Here is a 19,859-nt window from a genome sequence, read left to right as displayed (position 1 = left end):
TTTATTAATATTTGTCTGAAATCACCGTACCAGTCCTTACATTAGTTGATAGTTCTACCTTTTTTGATATTCCCGGAAGTTTATTTTTCAAAACATGAATATCTCCACTTGCATTACCCTCCACACGTACAAATGCATGGGCAGAGCCAAGGATGGTATTATTTGTAATGGAGGCACCGGCCACATTCTCCAATCTAATAATAGCTTCCGCATCTGTGGTTACAGGAATCATCCAGTTATTCAATTCAATACTTTTACCATCCTCACAAATAAAGGCTGGCCGAAGATCATTTGAGCTTAAGGTAAGTTTTACATTTTTTAGCTTCAGGCCGTCAACATGCCTGGCCCAAACACCATAAGCCGGTACCAAAGGGCCAAACGTTTTCACCTCCGGATATTTATCAATGGCCTCGGGTACCACCTGTCGGGCATTTTCATTTGTTCCGCCACCCGCAAGATTGATCTCAATATTTTCGAGTGTCAGATCTTTAATTGGATGTCCGGGGATTCCCGTTAATAAAATACCCGATGGTGGCATCAGTTGTGCATTGTCAGCCGCTTTAGCCTTTACATTTCTGATGGTTACATTTTCTAAGGTACCTATGGGTTGCTGTGTGTCCTGATCTTTACGGAACACACTGAGTCTTGCACCTAAACGAATGAGGATGGGCGTTTTTACTTCTACCATAGTAATATCGCTGATATTGACATTACGAATACGTGCGCCATCAACAGAAAGCAGCTTAATACCGCCATTGGTGGTATCATAAATATAACACTGAGAAATGGTGATGTTTTCAAACGGAGCCATAGATTCTGTACCAATCTTGATAGCACCCTGACCGCTTTTTAGCCGCAAGCCGGAGATCACGATATCTTTACAGGCCATTTTGCTTGATGTTGTTTTAAAACACAGCGCATCATCGCCGCTTACCACATCGCAATCTTTAATAGTTACACGCTGACAGCCGTCTATATCCATACCGTCATTATGCGCCACTCCCCTGCTTACGATCTTTACATTCTTTATATTCACTTGTTGGCATTGAAAGTAATGAGATGTCCAGGCGGCAGAGTAATTCAACGTGACGCCTGTCACCGAAACGTTTTGACACCGTACCATCCGTAACAAAAACGGGCGACGCCCCCATCGCTGTGATTCCGGGCGGGTATCGGTTAATATTTGATGCGCCTTTAGCTTTGAGCCCTGGCCGTCAATAATACCTTCACCCTCAATACCCACACTCTTTTTATCGACAGCTATAACCAGGGCCCAACCTACACTAATACCCAGGCCATCTACAAAAGGATCGAGATTTTTATAATCGTTAACATCGGTACTACCTAACAAAACCGCTCCTTTTTTTAGCTCCAGTGTGATATTATCATTCAGTGCTATAGTTCCGGTGAGGAATATTCCCGGAGGAATGATCACTTTACCGCCGCCGCTTTTATAACAAGCCTCTATCGCTTTTTGAATCGCGTCAGTATTTAATGTGGCACCATTGCCCACCGCACCATAAGTACTAATATTTACATCCGCAGCAAACAGGCTTAAATTAAACGATGTAATAAAAATAATAACCAACAAGAATCTTAATGATCTGTACATGGTTATTTTTTCCTTTCCACCTTTAGCATTTCCGTTCCGGCTAATAATAACGCACCCAGACCATGAGTATCATTCAGTTCGGTCGGTCGGGTATAGTAAAATTTGATTGCTGTATCCATATTGGTACCGATACATACATCTTGCAGCTGGCCGTCGGCTGTAATCCTGGTTAGCAAACCTTTCCAGCCTTCCTGGGCTATGGATATGTATTTTTCATTAATCCAACCCTGGTTCACTGCTCGGGCAACGGCATAGATATACATAGCTGTAACAGAAGTTTCCAAATAAGAGTCTGGTTTATCCAATAATTGGTGCCATAGGCCTGTCTGATCCTGGTAACGGGCATACCCCACTATTTGTCTTAATAACAATTTAATTATTTCTGCACGCTTAGGATAATTAGCCGGCAGGTTATTTAATAACTCTACAGTAGCCATGGCTATCCAGCCATTGCTGCGTCCCCAATGGCCAACACCATTTGTCTGGTCGTCGGAGTAATAATTATGAAAAAACAGACCTGTATTAGGATCATATAGGTATTTGTTAAAATTCTCTACCTGTTTTACGGCATCATCGAAATATTTACTATCACCGGTCTGTTTACCCATACGTGCCAGGAAAGGGATACTCATAAACATATCGTCGGCCCAAAGTGTCATATTACGCGGGTTTGGGCGGGATAGCGTACCATCGGGCAGGCGCATTTGCTTATTGAGAATATAATCGGCCGATCTGCTTAAATAAGCTTTATAATCTTTCCGGTTGGCCAGGGCGTCCACATCAAACAAGCCTGCCGACATAGCGCCACATGCATCCAAATTAGTAATATTGAATACTGATCCGTACTCCACTTTTGGTGTTTTAGCTTTCCGTAAAGCCTCAAAATAATTAAGGTTATCAAAAATGAAGGCGAAGTTCCGCTGCGAATAATCTGAATACTTTTTGTCGCCCAGCACATCTGCCATTTGCATCATACCGATGGTTAATACGCCATTTACGTACATCCATCTATTGTATTTACTGTCGACCTTAACATCTGGGGATAAAGCCAGACCTTTGGTTGAATCGTATTTTTCTTTAGTGTTGGTATTGATAAATTTAAAAGAGGTATTCTGGATCACATTATCCGCAACCTTTCTGATTATCTCTTCAGTATTACTCGGTTGCCCAAATACGGTAGTTGAGCAAAGGGTCAGCAATAGGTATAAAAATGGTTTCATATTTTACTGTTTTTTTGGTTAGTATCTATTTTAATTATGCTTTCTTTTTGTTAGTTGCCCGTACGGCTTTTACTTGTGCCGCGGTAACAGGCCCCGCTTTATTGGTAAAGTTTTTCCTAACGTAGGTTAACACAGCGGCAATCTCCTGATCTTTCAAAAAATCATGTGAAGGCATCACATTGGAGTACGATTCGCCATCGATATCGACATTTTCCAAAAACCCGTTAAGTACCACTTTGATCAGGCGGATTTTATTGCCCAGTACATAGGATGTTTTGATCAAGGGTGGATTCATGTTCGGTACGCCGCCGCCATCAGCCTGATGACAGGTTAAACAATACTTTTCATATATACTTTTGCCGCTTACTAAAGCTAAACCCATGACATGCCGGGATTTAGCCTTTGTTTTAACCTGGGCGAGTAACGGGACACAACAAAAAAGACAGCCGATGACCATGATATATTTTTTCATTCTGGCTATTATTTTTTTGTGTAAATAATGCGATAAATAGTTCCTTTGGAATCATCGGTAACATACAGCGAACCATCTAAACCCTGAGCCAGGCCACATGGACGGTGATCTGCACGACCAGCTGCCGTTTTTTCGGGTGAGCCTGAAAAGCCATCAGCAAATATTTCCCAATTACCCTCGGGCTTACCATTTTTAAATGGTTGAAAAACTACAAAGTAACCAGCTTGCGGTTCTGGCGCACGATTCCATGAACCATGGAAAGCTATAAAAGCCCCATTTTTATACTTTGCCGGGAATTGATTACCGGTATAAAAAAGTAAACCGTTGGGTGCCATGTGACCAGGATAAGCCATCGCCGGATCTATATACTTAGCGTCAGCTTCTTTTTTTCCATCACCACCATATTCCGGGGCTTGTATTTTTTTATGCTGTATCTGATCGTAATACATAAATGGCCAGCCCGCATTATCGCCTTTTTTAAGGGCGTATAGACATTCTGCCGGTAACTCTGCCGATTGCTTAGTGGTATATAATTCAGGCCATGAACTGTTCAGATTATCGCGTCCATGCTGCATTACAAAAAGTTGGTTATCCTGCTGATTCCAATCCATACCCACCATATTTCGCAACCCGGTTGCATATCGTACACCATCGCCATAGGTTTGATTTAGCTTATCGGTTTTGAATTGCCATACCCCGCCCATGGAATCAAGAATAGGGCAACCGGGTATACCAGGTGAATGCAAACCCCGATCTTTTTCCTGACATGCGTTAAACCAGGCGCCTATGTTCACATAAATATTACCATCGTTATCCAATGCGAATGACTTTGTTTCATGTTGACGCCCAGCTTTTAAACCGGTAACAATTTTCTCAGGCTGATCTGGATTGATCACTTCATTTTTATCGTTCACCTTATATCTGAATACTTCCGTATTTGACGATGCAAACAGATATCCGTTTTTCAGAGACACCTCTGTACCCCCATAACTACCAAAGCTCGATTTAAGTTCGGCTTTACCATTTGAAGCTTCATGCAATACTAAAATACCTTTCCCTTCTTTGTTGGGCCTCGCAAGCTTTACGTAGATATCTCCTTGTGGTGTAACTACCAGATGCCGTGCTTTAGCACCTGTTTCGGCTACTTTTAAAGCACCAAATCCATCGGGCAGCTTTAACCCAGCGTTATCGGCATCGGGTACCACATCACCGACAGGTTTCAGGGCATACAGCGTTATACTTACAGCAAGCGCTGTAAGTGTCATTATTGATCTGGACAGTTTACTCTTCATACTATTATCTATTATTCATAGGTTTTATTTACAATTTACATCCTCAAAATCCTGGTTTACCAGCCAGGATTTTGAGGATAAGGCGTACCGGTTATTGTTGCATCGATCTGTGCCTGCGGAATAGGACGCAACACCTGGAATGGCTTGATATTATTTTTACCATCGGTATTATGCAGCTTCACCCGTTCTAAAAGTTTGCCGGTACGTACTAAATCCGTCCAGCGCATCATTTCGCCACATAATTCCCGCGAACGCTCATCCAGGATAAAATCCAGTGTCAGCTTATCGGCGGTAACATCCATTACTGACGGGTTAGCCGATGGATAAGCAGCTCTTTCACGTACCGCGTTTACATATTGTACAGCATCAGTCGCCCGGCCATCCATCACCAAAGCCTCTGCTGCGATCAAATAGGTTTCTGCCAAACGATATATAATGATGGGCCTGCTTGATGGTGAGTTTTGATCTGGCCGTTTAGTATCAAAATACTTGAACATGGCCGGAGATAACGCGATACTATATTTGCTTGGAGGAATAACCTGGTAACGATATTTGGCAATCTGGGCAGCAGTCATTTCGTAACCTGGCATCCATATAGCGGTATCACCTACAGTAAACTTAGGTGCGCCTGGCTGAGCACCAGCCGGAGCACTAGCCGGCAATGGGTTTGGCCAATTGGGCACCGAAGCAGCATTATTGCATAACCAGGTTGTTTGAAACGTTTTGTTATAGCGTTTATCATTTAACCTTTCTTTAAACACCGTATCGGTAAGCCAATGAGTAGGTACTACGCGTATATAAGGGCGCCCATAAAGTGTGCTGCGCTGCATACCTGGCTGCACTTCATATTTTGGAGCAAATAAGTGGCATAATAAATTATCAGGACCACTATTATTTTGAGTAGGCGACCCATTATAAGCCAATGTTGGGGTATGCTGCACCGTCCATAATACCTCGCTGTTTGCCTCATTGCCTTCAGCATATACACTTGCAAAATCCTGTTGCAACTTTAAGCCACCTGCAGGAGCAACATTATTGATCAGGTCAAGCGCTATAGTGTACGCATTTGTATAATCATCTGCCTGTTTGGCCGCTGAACCTGCTCTTGCCAGATACACTTTTGCCAATGCGTGCATAGCCGCGGCTTTTGTAGCTTTACCCGGAAGTACACCACTGGTTAATGGGCTGGCAGGAAGAACGGCAATAGCATCTTTAAGATCCTGGATAATAAAAGCGTACACATCAGCCATTGGTGTCTTTGTGGCCGAGGTTGTTGGCGTGGCCTGAAATGTTTTATTTAAGGTTACATCGCCCCAGGATTGTACTAATATAAAATAATAGTTGGCCCGCAGAAATTTTGCCTCACCAATCATGCTTGCTGTAGTAGCCGCATCAAGGCCTGACGGTGCATTACCGATTAGCCCGTTACAAGTATTAATATAGGTATAACAATTTTTCCATATACCGGCAACAATACCATCGGATGTATTAAAATTACTGTTGTATTTTACCAGACCGTTGTTACCATCGTTACCTGCGATAAACTCATCGGTGCCGGGTACAACCATTTCAAAATAACTGTCTGGACCGAAAATAGTCCTAAAACCGGCATAGGCAGCGGTAAGACCAGCCTGGAAGCCCTGTGTTGTGGTAAAAAAGGCAGGAGTAAGTGTTGATTTAGGGTCTTCTACCAGTGTTTTTTTACAAGCTGTAGTTAAAAGACCTAAAAACAAACAGGTGTATAAATATATAGATATCCTTTTCATCTTATTTTAATTTAAAGTGTCATGTTAATACCGAATGTAAATGACTTGGTTGGTGGCGTATCAACGTTTAAGGATCCTGCAGTTTCAGGATCAAGGCCGTGAAACTCGTTCCGGTACGGTGAAAAAAGTATGAATGGGTTTTGCGCCGTTGCATAGATTCTTAACGACTTGGCCTTAATCCGTTTGGTAATTGTCTCGGGCATATAATACCCTAATGTAAGGCTGCGGATTTTTAAAAATGTACCGTCAAAATAGCTCAACAGCGACGAATACGGCGTATTGGTTGATGCTGAGTTTGGTTTTGGATAATAATTCTGATGATTGGTTGGTGTCCAGTAATCTTCGTTGATGTTATTATAATTACCCTGGAATGTATTGATAAAACTACCACTTTGGAATAATTTTGAAGTTATAGTTCCCCCAACCCGGTAAACACCAACTATAGTAAAATCAAAACCTTTGTAAGCGATACGGTTGGTAAAACCGCCGGTATATTTCGGTTGATCCGATCCTAATATAATCCTGTCGCTGGCATTGATCTTGCCATCTTTATTCACGTCCTCAACCCTGATGGTACCAATAACAGAACCGGTGCCTGTAGTGGTTAAACCCAAGCTTTTAGCCAAAGCAGTATCGGCCTTAGTGTTTTGCCAAATACCGACCTTTTTATAATCAAATATGGCATTGATGGGCTGCCCAACAAACAAGCCATTGGTAATATCCTGAGTAACACCGCTTGCCAGTTTGGTAACTTTACCCCGGTTAAAGGTGATGTTAAAACTGGTTGTCCAGCTAAAGGTGTTTCTGCCATTACCGGCAATGTTAACGGAGCTTAAACTTATTTCGAGTCCCTTATTTTGCGTTTGCCCAACATTGGTTAAAATGCTGTTGGGTATGCCCGAGGTTGGTGGTAATGATAATGGCAGCAGTAATGATCGGGTATATTGATGATAGGCATCAACCGCACCCGTGATCCGTCCGTCAAGGAAACCAAAATCAAGTCCCAGGTTTAAAGTAGAAGTATATTCCCATGTAAGGTTTGGATTGGGTACACTGGTTGGGTAGGCACCGGTTAAATTGGTTGAGCCAAAATTATAATTTACTGATGATAAGGCTCCCAATGTTTGATACGGATTAATAGCGGTATTGCCTACTGTACCATAGCTTGCTCTTAGTTTAAGATTTGTTAACACCTTTGAATCTTTCAATATCGGTTCCTGGGTAATATTCCATGCGGCTGCCGCTGAAGGAAAAACATGGTATTTGTTACCAGGAGCCAGGCGCGATGATCCATCTGATCGCATGGTTAAAGTAAGCAGATATTTATTGGCGTAACCATAATTTACCCTTGCCATATAGGATATGATATCCCACTTGGAATATGATCCAGATCCATTTAAATTTGATCCATATTGTGGATTAAAATATTGTACCCCATCAGACAGGATATTGTTATAACTAAATGAATTTGATTGCGACTGGTTTTCCTGTAAGCTGTATAAGCCAGTAAAATTCACATGATGTTTCTGCGCAAATGTCTTATCATAAGTTAAAATATTTTCAAGCGTATAGTTGTAACTGTAAGTACTTTGATTATTCGCTGTAGATGCCCCACCAAGGTTATTGGTAGTAGCGCCGGCATAATAATTCCCGTATATATCAGGTCGAATTTCAGCGCCTCCATTAAAGCGGTATTTTAAGCCTGAGGCCAGGTTTACTTCGGCATAGGCGGTGGTAAAAGTACCGAACCTTTTACGGGTTTCCACCACAGCGCCAGGCACAAAATTGGCTAATGGATTCCAGACCTGATTAGCGCTACCAGCAGTAAATCCTACCAGTTTCCCTGTAATATCATCATAAGGTGTTGAAAGCGGACTTGCTCTCAATGCCTGCCCAAGCGGATTGGCATTTTCGCCATTGGTATAGCTTAGTGTATTTAAAGCGCTTAAGCCGATCTTAACATTTTTACCTAATTGCTGATCAACACTTAGTTTTAATGAATAGCGGACAAATGATTGACCGAAATAGATACCAGTTTCATTATAATATCCGCCTGATACAGCATACTGTGTTAAATCGTTTCCGCCCGAAACCCCTAATTGATGATCGGTTACGAAACCTGTTTTATAGATCAGTTTTTGCCAATCAGTACTACGCCCGCTCTTGATCGATGCAACTTCCTGTGGAGCGAATGATCCATCTGTTAAAAAAGCAGGGTCATCAATACCAGTATACTTACCGGGATTTCCATTAATCAGGCCCCACTTTTTCAAGTCTTCAAATTGAGATCCGTTCATGATGTTATAATTTCCCATCGGTTTGTTAAAGCCTGCATAACCGCTATAGCTGACGGTAGTACCACCTTTCTTTCCGCGACGTGTTGAAACCAATAACACCCCATTAGCACCCCTTGAGCCATAAATGGCTGTTGATGATGCATCTTTTAATACTTCTAAAGAAACTATATCGTCTGGGTTTATATCATTAAGACTCCCGTTAAAAGGGATACCGTCAACCACTATCAACGGAGAGTTGGAGGCATTTATAGAACGGGTACCTCTTATCAAAATAGAGGGCGTTGCCCCTGGATGGCTATTACCACCACTTTTCTGTATGTCAACGCCGGCGGCTTGTCCCTGTAACGCCTGACCAATATTGGAGGCCGGAATATCACGAAGCGCCTGTTCATTAACAGATACAATTGAACCGGTTACATCCGATTTTTTTTGTACACCATAGCCAACCACAATTACATCGTTTAGTGATTTCAAATCCGACACCATTATTACATTAATAACCGTTTGATTATTGACAGGTATCCGTTGCTTTTTATAACCTATGGACGAGAATGTCAGCACAGCATCTGATGACACTTTAAGCGTATAATTACCGGCAGCATTGCTAATAACACCTTTTGAAGTGCCTTCTACCCCCACAGAAACACCAGGTAATGGGCCATTTGAATCTGACACTTTCCCGGTGACTGTAATTTCATCAGCAGAAGTATTATTAACATTCCGAACCTCTGGTTTATCTACCTGAAGGCTGGCCTTTGATGATTCAGATCTGTCATAAATAATAATACCCGAGTTTATTTCTTTAAAGGATAAATGGGTTTTGGCAAACAGATAATTTAAAACTTTGCCAAGTGGTTCGTTTTGAAATTTATGCGATGTTACATTATACCCTTTTAAATCGGCCGGATTATAAGAGAATTTAACGTTAGATTGTTTTTCGAGTTTATCCAGAGCGCTTTGTAATGGCTCGTTGCCAAACGAAATTTTAACGGGCTGATCAGTTATCTGATCAGCCGTACCATTCGCGTGTAAAAGTTGGCTAAATACCAATGATGCGGTAATGATCATCACTGATACCTTCTTAAAAAAAGTAAGTAATTTAGTATGTTTTTTTATCATCTTTACGAGGTTTTTTTGGTAAAAAAAACTATTAATGAATTATTGGATTAGCTTGGAACCTGCCAATAACTCATCATTTCTACTCTGGCCGATATTACCAGCAGTAAGTAGGTAGTATCGGCCTTATTGGGTTTACTGGTTTACATTTTTTTCAGGTAAACCTCCTTCCCTTTTATATCATAATCCAAATGATGAATGGTTTTAATGATATCAAGCACATATGGTAAAGTGTTATTTCTTGAAAAATGAATGGTGGTTGTCAGATGGTTTACCCTGGTACGGTCATAATCGATCTGGACATTATAAATATTTTCCAGCCGCATTATCAATTCATCAAATGGTATGCTATACAGATTGATCTCGTTTGATTTCCAGGCAGCCACTTTTTCTGCGTCAATCGGTCTAATTTGATGTGTACCTTCCTTTTGATCGTAAACAACCTCTTTGCCAAGCGTAATCACACCAAAGCTTGATAATTTGTTGCCTACCTCAACTCTGCCGCGTGTAACCGAGAGGCGTACATCACTGATGTTTTTATAAAATTTCACATTAAATGCGGTTCCCAATACCCGTGCATGTAAACGGCCATAATGTACCGTAAACGGCAATTTGTCATTATGTTTTACATCAAAATAAGCTTCGCCATCAACTAATTCTATCTCTCTTGTGTTTCCAAAACGTTCGGGAAACTTCAGCACCGAACCCGAATTAAGCCAAACCGTTGATCCGTCGGGAAGCTGTATATTTTTAATATTGCCTTTGGGGCTTGATACCACTATCCAATTAGCATCATCATTAACCGATAATTTTTTATACAAAAGCCCAGAGCAGCACATCAACAGTAAAGAAGCAGCCATGGTATATCTGGCAGTTGTGGTTTTGATGAAATGCCATCTTCCCAAAATATCCTTGTGGATATTACGGAGCATTTCTTTTTCTACAGCACGCATCGCTTCCTCGTCCCGAAGATGTTCCTCCCCAACTTTATCGTCGGGATCTGGCCTGCGCCATAGCATCATGATGATCTGTTTTAAGTTTACATGAACTGTTATTTAAACAGTTTTTGGTTTTGATACTATATACAAGACTAAGGCAGCCTGGTACCAGATTTATTTTATTTTTATGGATAGTGACTAAAACATACCCAGTTTGGTACGCAATATTTTTAAGGCGTTGGAAAGCTGGTTTTTAACTGTGCGGGGGGTAATGTTAAGTGTTTCAGAAATTTCGTTGACAGAAAGGTGCTGCCGGCGTGATAAAATAAAAACCTCCTGCATTTTCCGGGGCAGCTCGCTGATCTCCCCATCAATTACTACCGAAAGTTCTTTGGCCATCAGGTTATCTTCATTTGTATATTGATTAACTTCATCAAAATATAGCAGTTGTTCTAACCTCTTTCTCCTGGCCGAATCCTGTTTATAAAAATTAATGACGTTATTTTTCAGGATCTTAAAGAGATAGGAAGGTGTATAAGCATCGGGATTAAGGTTTTGCCTGCAATTCCATAAATTGATAAAAACCGTTTGTACCAGATCTTTAGCATCCTCCTGTGATGAAGTTGAGCGATAGGCCGTTTGATAAAGCATACGCCAATTTCTTTTATAAAATTCATCAAAGGCACGGATATCCCCCTCTTTAATTAATACGATCAATTCAATTTCTGAAACCATTGCCAAGCACTGATATGATTGATTAGTTATCTTTTTTAATTTCCTTTTGCGGGTACCTGATCCAGCAGCCACTTACTCAGATCATCTGCAGCCTTATCGTTCTCAAACCCCATAGCCTCGGGTAACCTGCCGTTTGTGTATTCGTTGTACAGCCACGGATCACCAACTGCAACTACTCTGCCTTTTCCGTACTGAGCGCAACCTACTATTACATGACCATCATCAACAAGCAAAGATTTAGCGGGTCCTGATAGTTGAAGGGTGGCAATATCTTTCAGATAAACCTTTTTAGTGGTTTTAAACACAGGGTCGTTTGCTGGAACATTGATGGCTCCCATTTCAAATTGGATACCGATCACGTGCTTGTACAGATCATTATTAAAGTGTATCCCAAATTTTGCTGCCAGTACATTCAAATGGGGCAGTTCTGCATTAGCACTGTCATTGGCCATCAGTACCAATACACCGCCCCGCTTAACCCAGTCGGCAATAGCATTTACATGCCGGGATTCAATATAATGAGGCTCTGGTGTTTCTTTTTTAGTATCCGGGTCAACAATAATATATACATCGGTTTCCTTTAAATTATCCCTGGTTGGTTCATTTTCAAGACTTTTTAAAACAGCTCCATTTTTCTTAAAAATATCTCCCCATATAGAAAAACCACTGCTTTTAGTATCCTCCCAGGTATAGTGGTATCTCTCTTGCTCTCCGGCTTTATTTTTCCGGTGTTCATTATTGAAATAATAGTCTAACGTAACAGTTTTTTGCTGCGCTCTTAAAGCCGGAGATATTGTTAAGCAGGTGATCAATAGAATGCTGTAAGCAGTAATCTTTCTCATGTTTTTGTCGACAGCCGAGGTCATAATCAGGGGTTATTCGCGGTTATAATTGGTTATCTAAATTAGAGATAAATGCGAACAGAAGAACAGGAAGTTCAAGTAAAAAATGCGCAAACGTTTCCGGAAAATTAACGTTTGACAAATAAGGAGTTATACTATGCGAACAAAAAACACCTCAAATACACCATTCAAGGCGCTTTTTGTTTATAGTTTAAGAAAGTGTCCGATTTACGCTTACTTAGCTTTGATCAGGGCTAATATTTTATTAAAAATATCGGTATTCTGATACACTCCTCTGAAATCGCCTGCGTGAGGGCCGTATGCAAAAACCGGAACAGGCGTGCCAGTGTGGTCATTAGTGCTAAAATCTCCCCAAACATATCCATCTTTAATGCTACCATCAAGTAGGGTTAAACCTCCTGTTTCATGATCAGCCGTTACTATGACCAGTGTTTCTCCATCCTCATCTGCAAAACGCAGGGCATCGCCTACAACCCGGTCAAAATCGCTGTTTTCGGTAATTACCTGTTTGAGGTTATTGTTATGGCCACCATGGTCAATTTGTGAACCTTCAACCATCATAAAAAATCCTTGAGGATTATTTTTAAACGCGTTGGTCACTTTATTAAAAGCCAAAGGAAGATAATTTCCTCTGCCTTCCATTTTTGGACGCGTTACACTGTCATCCACAAAAGCCACTATTTTAGGTGCTTGTGAATTTAAAAACTCGTCAAAATTGCGAATAATGGCATAGCCCTTTTGTTTCATTTTATCCAGTGGCGTTTCACCGTTTACTTTTTCTGTAAAGTCTTTATAACCTGAACCCAGCAAGATATCAATCGGTGTTGATACCATATCGTTGGCAATAGCTGCAGCGCTTGAACGTTCTGATTGATGTGCATAGAATACTGCCGGTGTGGCATCGGTTAATTCGCACGCCACGATATCCGCGGTTTTCTTTCCTGCTTCTGAGCTATAAACAGCCAATGATTTCAATGGCTTACCCGATGGGTCAACCCCAACTGCACGGTCATCTGTCTTCTGACCCGTAGCGAAGGCCGTACCGCCAGCCGCTGAATCCGTGATATAAGCATCAGCCGAATAGGTAATAGAAAAACCTATATTTTGCATCTGGAATATATTCAGCTGACCACGGTTAGCTGTGTAAGTTGAATAGATCTGCGATAAGCCCATGCCATCGCCAATGCATAAAATAATGTTTTTGACCTTTTTTTGTGCCCCATCTGAATTGTACGTTGGATGGTATACGGCATAAGGCGCCGGTGATAAATATTCGCTGTGCGGTTTTTTATTCAGAAAATCACCAAGCTCTTCTATTTTATCTGTACCAATTACATCAACACCTAACCTGACAAGGGCCAGCCAGCTGCTTTTGGTATCAGGGGTTTCCCAAAAGCGGACCATTTTTCCTGCTTTGTGTACGCTATCTATACCAGCTTTTACCCTACTGATCTCCTCCTTGTTCAGCACACCCTTACCGTTCCATTTCAGATATTTACTGAAGGGAAAGCTTACCAAACCTACTTTTTTCCATTGCTGCGCATTAAAACCATCCATATGGTCAACATCAAAAGAGATCCAATCCGGGTAGTTATTCATTTCAGCAGCGGGTGGTACGGCACCGGTCATCACGATAGACAAGCGGCCCGGGTGCCCCTTATAGGAAAAATATTTTTCAAGCGGTTTTAACTCCTTGACCACCAATGGCAATACGGCTTTGTGATTTTCCTTGATCTCGATCAACAAACGAAGTTTTCGCTCACTGTCGCGGTTAAACTTTTCTATCAGCGGATCGATATAGAGAATTTTCAACGACCGTTTAGCGTTGATCTCCTTTTTATCATGAGCCACCATCAACTGGCCATTTACGGCATATACATCGGCCTCAATCGATCCAAAGCCCTTTTCATATGCCCGCAAAAAGGGGATATTGTTTTTATAATCATTATGTGAATGAGCATCGGCAACAGTATACGTTTTGATTTGTGCATGGGCACTGATACCGGTAATTGCTAAGACCCCTAAAATGGTAACTGCTTTTGTAAAATTATTCATGCGGAAATTGTTGATGTAAAACGGCGGTGCAATATAAGCTCCCAGTTTTAATTTGCGCCAAAGAAACTGTTATCTTGTTAACATAAATTAAACTGAATGTTAACCTCATCTTTTTCGCAATGCCAATCACCTAAAAACTTTTTAAACCTTAAATTTTAACACTTTTCAGTACAAAAACCGAGTAAAAACACTTCACTTTTGCTCATTTCAACTAAATTTAAACGCCATTTTAACACTTTTTAACAAATTTTTGATGGGTTTTGAAATCCTTAAAAATAAATAACTAAATACAAATCCGTTTATTTTTGGACTTTGTTTTACTTTAACTAAACAGCCCGACTCACTGATTAAAGTGAGCCGGGCTGCCATTTGTATAAAAATACGAAAAATTTTCGGCATGCACATGAGATAATTTATCCAGGTACCTCTATCCTACTTAACAGCTAATTGCCTATATTTAATACAGAAACTGTTAACCTTAAAAATCACCATTATGCCGAACCACCTTTCTGTACTTGGGATCATCCACACCATTATCAGTGTGCTGGCCATCATTGCGGCCATTATAGCTTTACTTCGCCATGGAAAAATAAATCCGGGTGAAGGCGCGGGCCGCTTATATGTTATTTTAACCATTATTACCTGCCTTACCGGCTTCCCGATCATGAAAACGGGTCACCCTTCTGCCGGGCACGTGCTTGGTATTATTATCCTGGTGATATTGCCTATCGCGGTTTACGCCAGGTCGATCCCTTTTTTTGGAAAAGCGGCCGATTACATACAGATCATCCTGCTATCCTTAACCATCTTTTTTTCGATGATACCAGCTACAGTAGAAACCCTCACCAGGTTACCCATTAGTCAGCCTTTGGCCAGCGGCCCCGATTCGCCTATGGTAAAAATGTGGCTCGGCATCTGGTTTCTGTTATATATAGTGGGTGTCACCTATCAGATCGTTAAATTACGGAAGCTAAAAAAGGCGGCTCTTCCACCAGCAGTATCTTAAATTTCGGGGATAATCAAACTGCTTATTTTATCTTAAAGATTGCACATTTTGTTGCGAAGGAATACTTTTAACATATCGGAAATTGGCTGGTTAATTTTTAAGTGCGCTGTCCCAATGCTCGGCTATTTTTCCGTTTTCGATACGTAGCATATCAAACCAGGTGGTAATATATTTTTTGCCTTTAACCTTCGGATCCGGATGTTCATCTTTAAAGCTAAGTACAATCAGGTTGCCTTCGGCAACTATGGAAATCAGCGGTGCTTTAACGGTTGCCTTTATAGCTAAAGGTTTGGCAAATTTGGAAAAGAAATCAATAAAGCCCTGTCGCCCGGTTGGTACATTGGGGTTATGCTGAATGTATGTTGGTAACAGATATTTGGCTGCAAGCTCAAGATGTCCGCCCTCAAGAACCTCCCGCCAAAAATCATAAACCAGTTTCTTATTTTTGGCAAGCTGAGGGTCCTTACTGTATAACATAGTCTTTTGGTCTTGCCCAAACGTGTAAAAATTCAACAAAAACGCGAAAATGAATAATAAACCTACTTTTTTCATGATTTATATTTGATAGTTAAATATATTGATTTAAAAATACTTTGCCACTAATTAAGTAGCAGTAAGCATGCTTTTTAAGCTAACCAGGCTGTTATTCGGTAAGCTTAACGTTATCGCTATGGGTGTTTCTGCGCTTAATGGCGCTAAATTATTCGCGATAGCAAATAATTACATAAATTGCTGGAAATCTTAGAAGGATGTTAAAAAATGTGATAAGATCTTTATGGACGTTTCAGGCTTAATAATCGACCGTTTTCAGCTATAAAAGCTGCCGTAATTCACTAATTCTGACCGTTAAAACTCGTTATAACATTTCTATAAAATTAAATTCAAACAGCCTCTTAGATAAATATTTCTGATTTAATGAGCGACCTCCTGTTAAAACATATCCATCAGCATGCTGATCTTTCTGCTGCTGATGCCCAGCTTGTACTTTCCAATTTTAAATCTACCCACGTCAAAAAGCACGGATATTTGATACGGGCGGGCGAAATATGCCGGTATGAGAGTTTTATTGTTAAAGGCTGCCTAAAAGCATACACCCTTGATGAGCAGGGCATCGAACATATTGCTTTTTTAGCTGTAGAAAACTGGTACGCCGGTGATCTGTACAGCTTTTTAACCGGGCAGCCTTCTACCCTTTATATATCGGCTTTGGAAGATACCGAGCTTTTGCAGATAGATAAACACGCGCTGGATAAGCTGCTAATAGCGGTACCGGCTATGGAAAGATACTTCAGGATACTTTTTCAAAACGCGTTTGTGGCATCGCAATCGCGGGTAATGGAAGCGATCAGCTTTACGGCCGAGCAGCGTTATGACATCTTTCTGAAACGCTACCCTACCATTCAACAACGGATCCCTCAATACCTCATAGCCTCTTACCTGGGCATTACACCCCAATTTTTAAGCAGGATCCGCCGCAAAAAACTATAATTGCTGCACAATTTATGAATGTAGTTTCATAGACAGCATTTCGGATCTGCCGAATTTTGCCTTATGAAAAATATCAGAAACAAAATTTTTAGTACCGCGGGCAGCTGGCCTGCAACTATCAGTCGCCTTACTTTGGGCTTCATATTATTACCGCATGGCGCTCAGAAACTACTGGGGCTTTTTGGTGGCATGGGGTTTTCGCACACCATGCAATACTTTACAGATGTAGTACACCTGCCCTGGCTTATCGGTTTTATCGTGATTATGATCGAGTTTTTCGGCTCTATACTATTGTTATTGGGCTGGGCAACGCGTATAGTTGCCGCATTGATCATTCCGCTATTTATAGGCATTATCATTACCCATCACTGGCAGGCAGGCTTTTTTATGGATTGGTTTGGCGCGAATCCCAAAGGCTTTGAAGGTTTCGAGTTTGATCTGCTGATGATCGGTCTGGCCATATCGCTCCTGGTAAGCGGGGGTGGTAAGTTTTCTGTGGATCAAAGATATGGAAATCTCCAAACAAATAACCCGCCTATTTAAGCGTCGACGCTTAAATACATAGCAGGTGAGCGTCGACGCTCACCTCTCATAAAGTTCAAGCGTGGACGCTTGAACTGGCGAAACTAGTGGAATATTAAATCCACAGGAGCAATAATGGCTCCGGCATGGCAAAACAGGCTATTACATCGTTGTAGTTGATTTTTTTAATCCATAATCATCTATCAATTACATTTGTGATCCATACCTATTATAGCCATGACATTATCCAGAAGAAGTTTCATTAAAACCACTGCCATTGGTACGGCTGGGTTGATTGCTGCGTCGCCATTGACAAATGCCTTTGCTTTGCATCTATCAACTCCTTCTGATGATCTGTACGCCCTGAGCGGTCAGCTATTAGGGCAATGGGCCAAAGGTCTGCTGGCGTTGCAGGTTCTGGATAAATCAAATACCGATAACTACGGTGGGTTATACTGCCCGGCAAACAAAGCGGTTCATGGTCGTGGTAGTGATGCTATTTACCCCTTCTACCATCTGGCTCAAAAAACGGGTGACTCCAAATACACAGATGCCGCCGCATTGCTTTATCGCTGGATGAAAACCCGGGTAAGCCAACCTGATGGTTCCTGGTTGAATGAACCTGTGAAAGGTTCCTGGAAAGGCACCACCGTATTTTCGTCGATAGCGCTGGCCGAAACCCTGAAAAACCATGGCTCCATTATGGATAATGGATTTAAGGCTGAATTGACCGACCGCCTGCAAAAGGCGGCTGACTATGTTTATACCAATTTTTCGATGGAGTATGGTAATATTAACTACCCTGTTACCGCCTCCTACGCGCTATCGCTGATAGGCACCATGCTGGATATACCGAAGTATAAAGACAAAGGCCGGGAGTTTGCACACGCCGCTTTAAAATACATCACACCTAAAGATGGTTTTATCTATGGCGAAGGTGGCCCGAATAGTAAGGCAAGTCCTAAGGGTTGCTTTTCTGTCGATCTGGGTTATAATGTAGAAGAATCGCTGCCATCCCTGGTGCTGTATGGCTTATTGACTAAGGACGAAGAAGTATTGGACGCGGTAACCCGAAGTCTGCGCACTCACATGGAATTTATGCTGCCGGATGGCGGCTGGGATAACAGCTGGGGCACACGTAACTACAAATGGACCTACTGGGGCAGCCGTACCAGCGACGGCTGCCAGGCAGCCTATACGCTGATGGCCGATCATGACCCCCGGTTTTATAAAGTAGCGTTGCGAAATACCCAATTGCTGCAGGAGTGTACCAAGGATAATTTACTGTATGGCGGGCCGCATTATGTATCGCACCAGGTGCCTGTTTGTGTGCACCATACCTTTTGCCATATCAAGGCTTTGACAACCATACTGGAACACGAGCATAAACCGCTGAAAGCAGGTGTCGACAGCATCAAACTTCCCCGCGAAGAAACCTACGGCATCCGGGCTTTTAGTGATATACAAACATCGCTGGTAGCCAGAGGGGAATTCAGGGCTACGATTACCGGGTACGACAGGGAATATAAGGAAACCAAAAACGGACATGCCACCGGCGGCGCGCTCACCATGCTCTGGCATCCAAAAACAGGCCCCATATTTGCAGGCAGCATGAACCAGTATCAACTGTTTGAGACCGATAACATGCAGCCCGATACAGACCCACTATCCATGCCGCTAACGCCACGTATAGAACTCCGGATAGGTGAATCCGTATTTACGAACCTCAACGATCTTGGTGCCCGGATAGAACGTGGGGGCATCAGCGAACAGGAGGTTATCAAAACCCGTTCAAAACTGGTCGACAAAAACCAGCAAAACCCACCAGCAGGTGAAGTGAACTGTCAGGTAACCTACCAGTTTGCCATTGAGCGGACCATCATCAAATTCAGTATTGAAAAATCCGGCTACGATGGCCAGACAAAAATCATTTTACCGGTAGTTTCCAGATCAACAGAAAAATTCACCCTCGACGAGAAATTGATTCATATAAGCAAAGATAAAGCGACCTTGCAAATAACATCAAGCGCTAAGTTTACCGCTATGCCTACTACCAGTAAGGGCAGGGTATTCAATTTTGTGCCCGGATTAGAGGCTATCCCGCTGAGTATTGACCATAACAAAGCTACCATTGTTGTGGAGGTGGTATAATTACGGTTCACTCTTTTTCAAATGCTGGCGCATGTGAGCCAATCGACGTTTGAACTCTTTTTCTTCCGCGCGTCATTGCGAGGCACGAAGCAATCTATATGCTATACAGAGTAACTATGCAAATCTTACCTGCTTATGTAGAGATTGCTTCGTGCCTCGCAATGATGCGTGGAGGGCTTATACGGAGGCCGCTTGCGAAAAATGCCTTCTCGTACCTCGCAAAAATGGCATACTTTTTTCAAGCTAATTCACATAACTTAGTGTAAGTTATACACACTTAATCATCCTATTGTAAATACTTTTATATCAGCCCAAATTAGTACTCA

The 19,859-nt window shown here is 41.8% G+C and carries 15 protein-coding genes; 4 read left to right on the top strand and 11 right to left on the bottom strand.

The features are described from left to right. Nucleotides 1–4: 4 nt before the first annotated feature. The 10 genes from AB6735_RS03365 to AB6735_RS03320 all read right to left on the bottom strand — a co-directional run bounded on the left by AB6735_RS03365 (nt 5) and on the right by AB6735_RS03320 (nt 14,366). Nucleotides 5–1,612, bottom strand: a complete 1,608-nt coding sequence (locus tag AB6735_RS03365; protein ID WP_370994417.1) for a glycoside hydrolase family 28 protein — start codon at nt 1,610–1,612, stop codon at nt 5–7. Between the two features lie 2 nt (nt 1,613–1,614). Further along, nucleotides 1,615–2,832 carry a glycoside hydrolase family 105 protein gene (locus tag AB6735_RS03360; protein ID WP_370994416.1) on the bottom strand — a complete coding sequence of 406 codons (1,218 nt, stop codon included), beginning with the start codon at nt 2,830–2,832 and terminating at the stop codon, nt 1,615–1,617. A gap of 34 nt (nt 2,833–2,866) precedes the next feature. After that, complete coding sequence (locus tag AB6735_RS03355; protein WP_370994415.1) at nt 2,867–3,214, bottom strand: cytochrome c; 348 nt, start codon at nt 3,212–3,214, stop codon at nt 2,867–2,869. 98 nt (nt 3,215–3,312) lie between these two features. Further along, nucleotides 3,313–4,596: a sorbosone dehydrogenase family protein gene (locus AB6735_RS03350; RefSeq protein WP_370994414.1), complete on the bottom strand. Its 1,284-nt coding sequence runs from the start codon at nt 4,594–4,596 to the stop codon at nt 3,313–3,315. A gap of 56 nt (nt 4,597–4,652) precedes the next feature. Then, nucleotides 4,653–6,362: a RagB/SusD family nutrient uptake outer membrane protein gene (locus tag AB6735_RS03345; protein WP_370994413.1), complete on the bottom strand. Its 1,710-nt coding sequence runs from the start codon at nt 6,360–6,362 to the stop codon at nt 4,653–4,655. A gap of 11 nt (nt 6,363–6,373) precedes the next feature. Continuing rightward, nucleotides 6,374–9,778: a SusC/RagA family TonB-linked outer membrane protein gene (locus AB6735_RS03340; protein WP_370994412.1), complete on the bottom strand. Its 3,405-nt coding sequence runs from the start codon at nt 9,776–9,778 to the stop codon at nt 6,374–6,376. Nucleotides 9,779–9,918: 140 nt separating this feature from the next. After that, entirely contained in the window at nt 9,919–10,797 is an 879-nt protein-coding gene (locus tag AB6735_RS03335; RefSeq protein WP_370994411.1) for a FecR family protein, read from the bottom strand. Nucleotides 10,798–10,911: 114 nt separating this feature from the next. Beyond that, the gene (locus tag AB6735_RS03330) at nt 10,912–11,448 is read right to left on the bottom strand and encodes an RNA polymerase sigma factor (protein ID WP_370994410.1); all 537 of its coding nucleotides are present in this window, start codon (nt 11,446–11,448) and stop codon (nt 10,912–10,914) included. 35 nt (nt 11,449–11,483) lie between these two features. Further along, a complete protein-coding gene (locus AB6735_RS03325; protein WP_370994409.1) occupies nt 11,484–12,290 on the bottom strand; it encodes a DUF4350 domain-containing protein in 807 nt (268 codons plus the stop codon). A gap of 234 nt (nt 12,291–12,524) precedes the next feature. Beyond that, entirely contained in the window at nt 12,525–14,366 is a 1,842-nt protein-coding gene (locus tag AB6735_RS03320) for an alkaline phosphatase (RefSeq protein ID WP_370994408.1), read from the bottom strand. 493 nt (nt 14,367–14,859) lie between these two features. Between AB6735_RS03320 and AB6735_RS03315 the strand changes: the two genes are divergently transcribed. After that, nucleotides 14,860–15,372 (top strand): hypothetical protein, encoded by a 513-nt coding sequence (locus AB6735_RS03315; RefSeq protein WP_370994407.1) that lies wholly within the window; start codon nt 14,860–14,862, stop codon nt 15,370–15,372. Nucleotides 15,373–15,462: 90 nt separating this feature from the next. Here AB6735_RS03315 and AB6735_RS03310 read toward each other — a convergent pair whose 3' ends face one another. Further along, a complete protein-coding gene (locus AB6735_RS03310; protein WP_370994406.1) occupies nt 15,463–15,924 on the bottom strand; it encodes an ester cyclase in 462 nt (153 codons plus the stop codon). Nucleotides 15,925–16,287: 363 nt separating this feature from the next. Between AB6735_RS03310 and AB6735_RS03305 the strand changes: the two genes are divergently transcribed. The 3 genes from AB6735_RS03305 to AB6735_RS03295 all read left to right on the top strand — a co-directional run bounded on the left by AB6735_RS03305 (nt 16,288) and on the right by AB6735_RS03295 (nt 19,533). Continuing rightward, entirely contained in the window at nt 16,288–16,860 is a 573-nt protein-coding gene (locus AB6735_RS03305) for a Crp/Fnr family transcriptional regulator (RefSeq protein ID WP_370994405.1), read from the top strand. Between the two features lie 63 nt (nt 16,861–16,923). Beyond that, nucleotides 16,924–17,403 (top strand): DoxX family protein, encoded by a 480-nt coding sequence (locus AB6735_RS03300; RefSeq protein WP_370994404.1) that lies wholly within the window; start codon nt 16,924–16,926, stop codon nt 17,401–17,403. A gap of 216 nt (nt 17,404–17,619) precedes the next feature. Then, on the top strand, nt 17,620–19,533 hold the full coding sequence (locus AB6735_RS03295; RefSeq protein ID WP_370994403.1) for a twin-arginine translocation signal domain-containing protein: 1,914 nt from the start codon (nt 17,620–17,622) through the stop codon (nt 19,531–19,533). Nucleotides 19,534–19,859 lie beyond the last annotated feature (326 nt).

It is taken from the genome of Mucilaginibacter sp. RCC_168 (genome assembly GCF_041355315.1).
In the GTDB taxonomy this organism is placed as follows: Bacteria; Bacteroidota; Bacteroidia; order Sphingobacteriales; family Sphingobacteriaceae; genus Mucilaginibacter.
This window is presented reverse-complemented; position numbering and strand designations above follow the sequence as displayed.

Bases quoted from the DNA above. Each gene is read 5' to 3' on its own strand.
- AB6735_RS03365 (WP_370994417.1), bottom strand. From the start codon at position 1,612: ATGTACAGATCATTAAGATTCTTGTTGGTTATTATTTTTATTACATCG.
- AB6735_RS03360 (WP_370994416.1), bottom strand. From the start codon at position 2,832: ATGAAACCATTTTTATACCTATTGCTGACCCTTTGCTCAACTACCGTA.
- AB6735_RS03355 (WP_370994415.1), bottom strand. From the start codon at position 3,214: ATGGGTTTAGCTTTAGTAAGCGGCAAAAGTATATATGAAAAGTATTGT.
- AB6735_RS03350 (WP_370994414.1), bottom strand. From the start codon at position 4,596: ATGAAGAGTAAACTGTCCAGATCAATAATGACACTTACAGCGCTTGCT.
- AB6735_RS03345 (WP_370994413.1), bottom strand. From the start codon at position 6,362: ATGAAAAGGATATCTATATATTTATACACCTGTTTGTTTTTAGGTCTT.
- AB6735_RS03340 (WP_370994412.1), bottom strand. From the start codon at position 9,778: ATGATAAAAAAACATACTAAATTACTTACTTTTTTTAAGAAGGTATCA.
- AB6735_RS03335 (WP_370994411.1), bottom strand. From the start codon at position 10,797: ATGATGCTATGGCGCAGGCCAGATCCCGACGATAAAGTTGGGGAGGAA.
- AB6735_RS03330 (WP_370994410.1), bottom strand. From the start codon at position 11,448: ATGGTTTCAGAAATTGAATTGATCGTATTAATTAAAGAGGGGGATATC.
- AB6735_RS03325 (WP_370994409.1), bottom strand. From the start codon at position 12,290: ATGAGAAAGATTACTGCTTACAGCATTCTATTGATCACCTGCTTAACA.
- AB6735_RS03320 (WP_370994408.1), bottom strand. From the start codon at position 14,366: ATGAATAATTTTACAAAAGCAGTTACCATTTTAGGGGTCTTAGCAATT.
- AB6735_RS03315 (WP_370994407.1), top strand. From the start codon at position 14,860: ATGCCGAACCACCTTTCTGTACTTGGGATCATCCACACCATTATCAGT.
- AB6735_RS03310 (WP_370994406.1), bottom strand. From the start codon at position 15,924: ATGAAAAAAGTAGGTTTATTATTCATTTTCGCGTTTTTGTTGAATTTT.
- AB6735_RS03305 (WP_370994405.1), top strand. From the start codon at position 16,288: ATGAGCGACCTCCTGTTAAAACATATCCATCAGCATGCTGATCTTTCT.
- AB6735_RS03300 (WP_370994404.1), top strand. From the start codon at position 16,924: ATGAAAAATATCAGAAACAAAATTTTTAGTACCGCGGGCAGCTGGCCT.
- AB6735_RS03295 (WP_370994403.1), top strand. From the start codon at position 17,620: ATGACATTATCCAGAAGAAGTTTCATTAAAACCACTGCCATTGGTACG.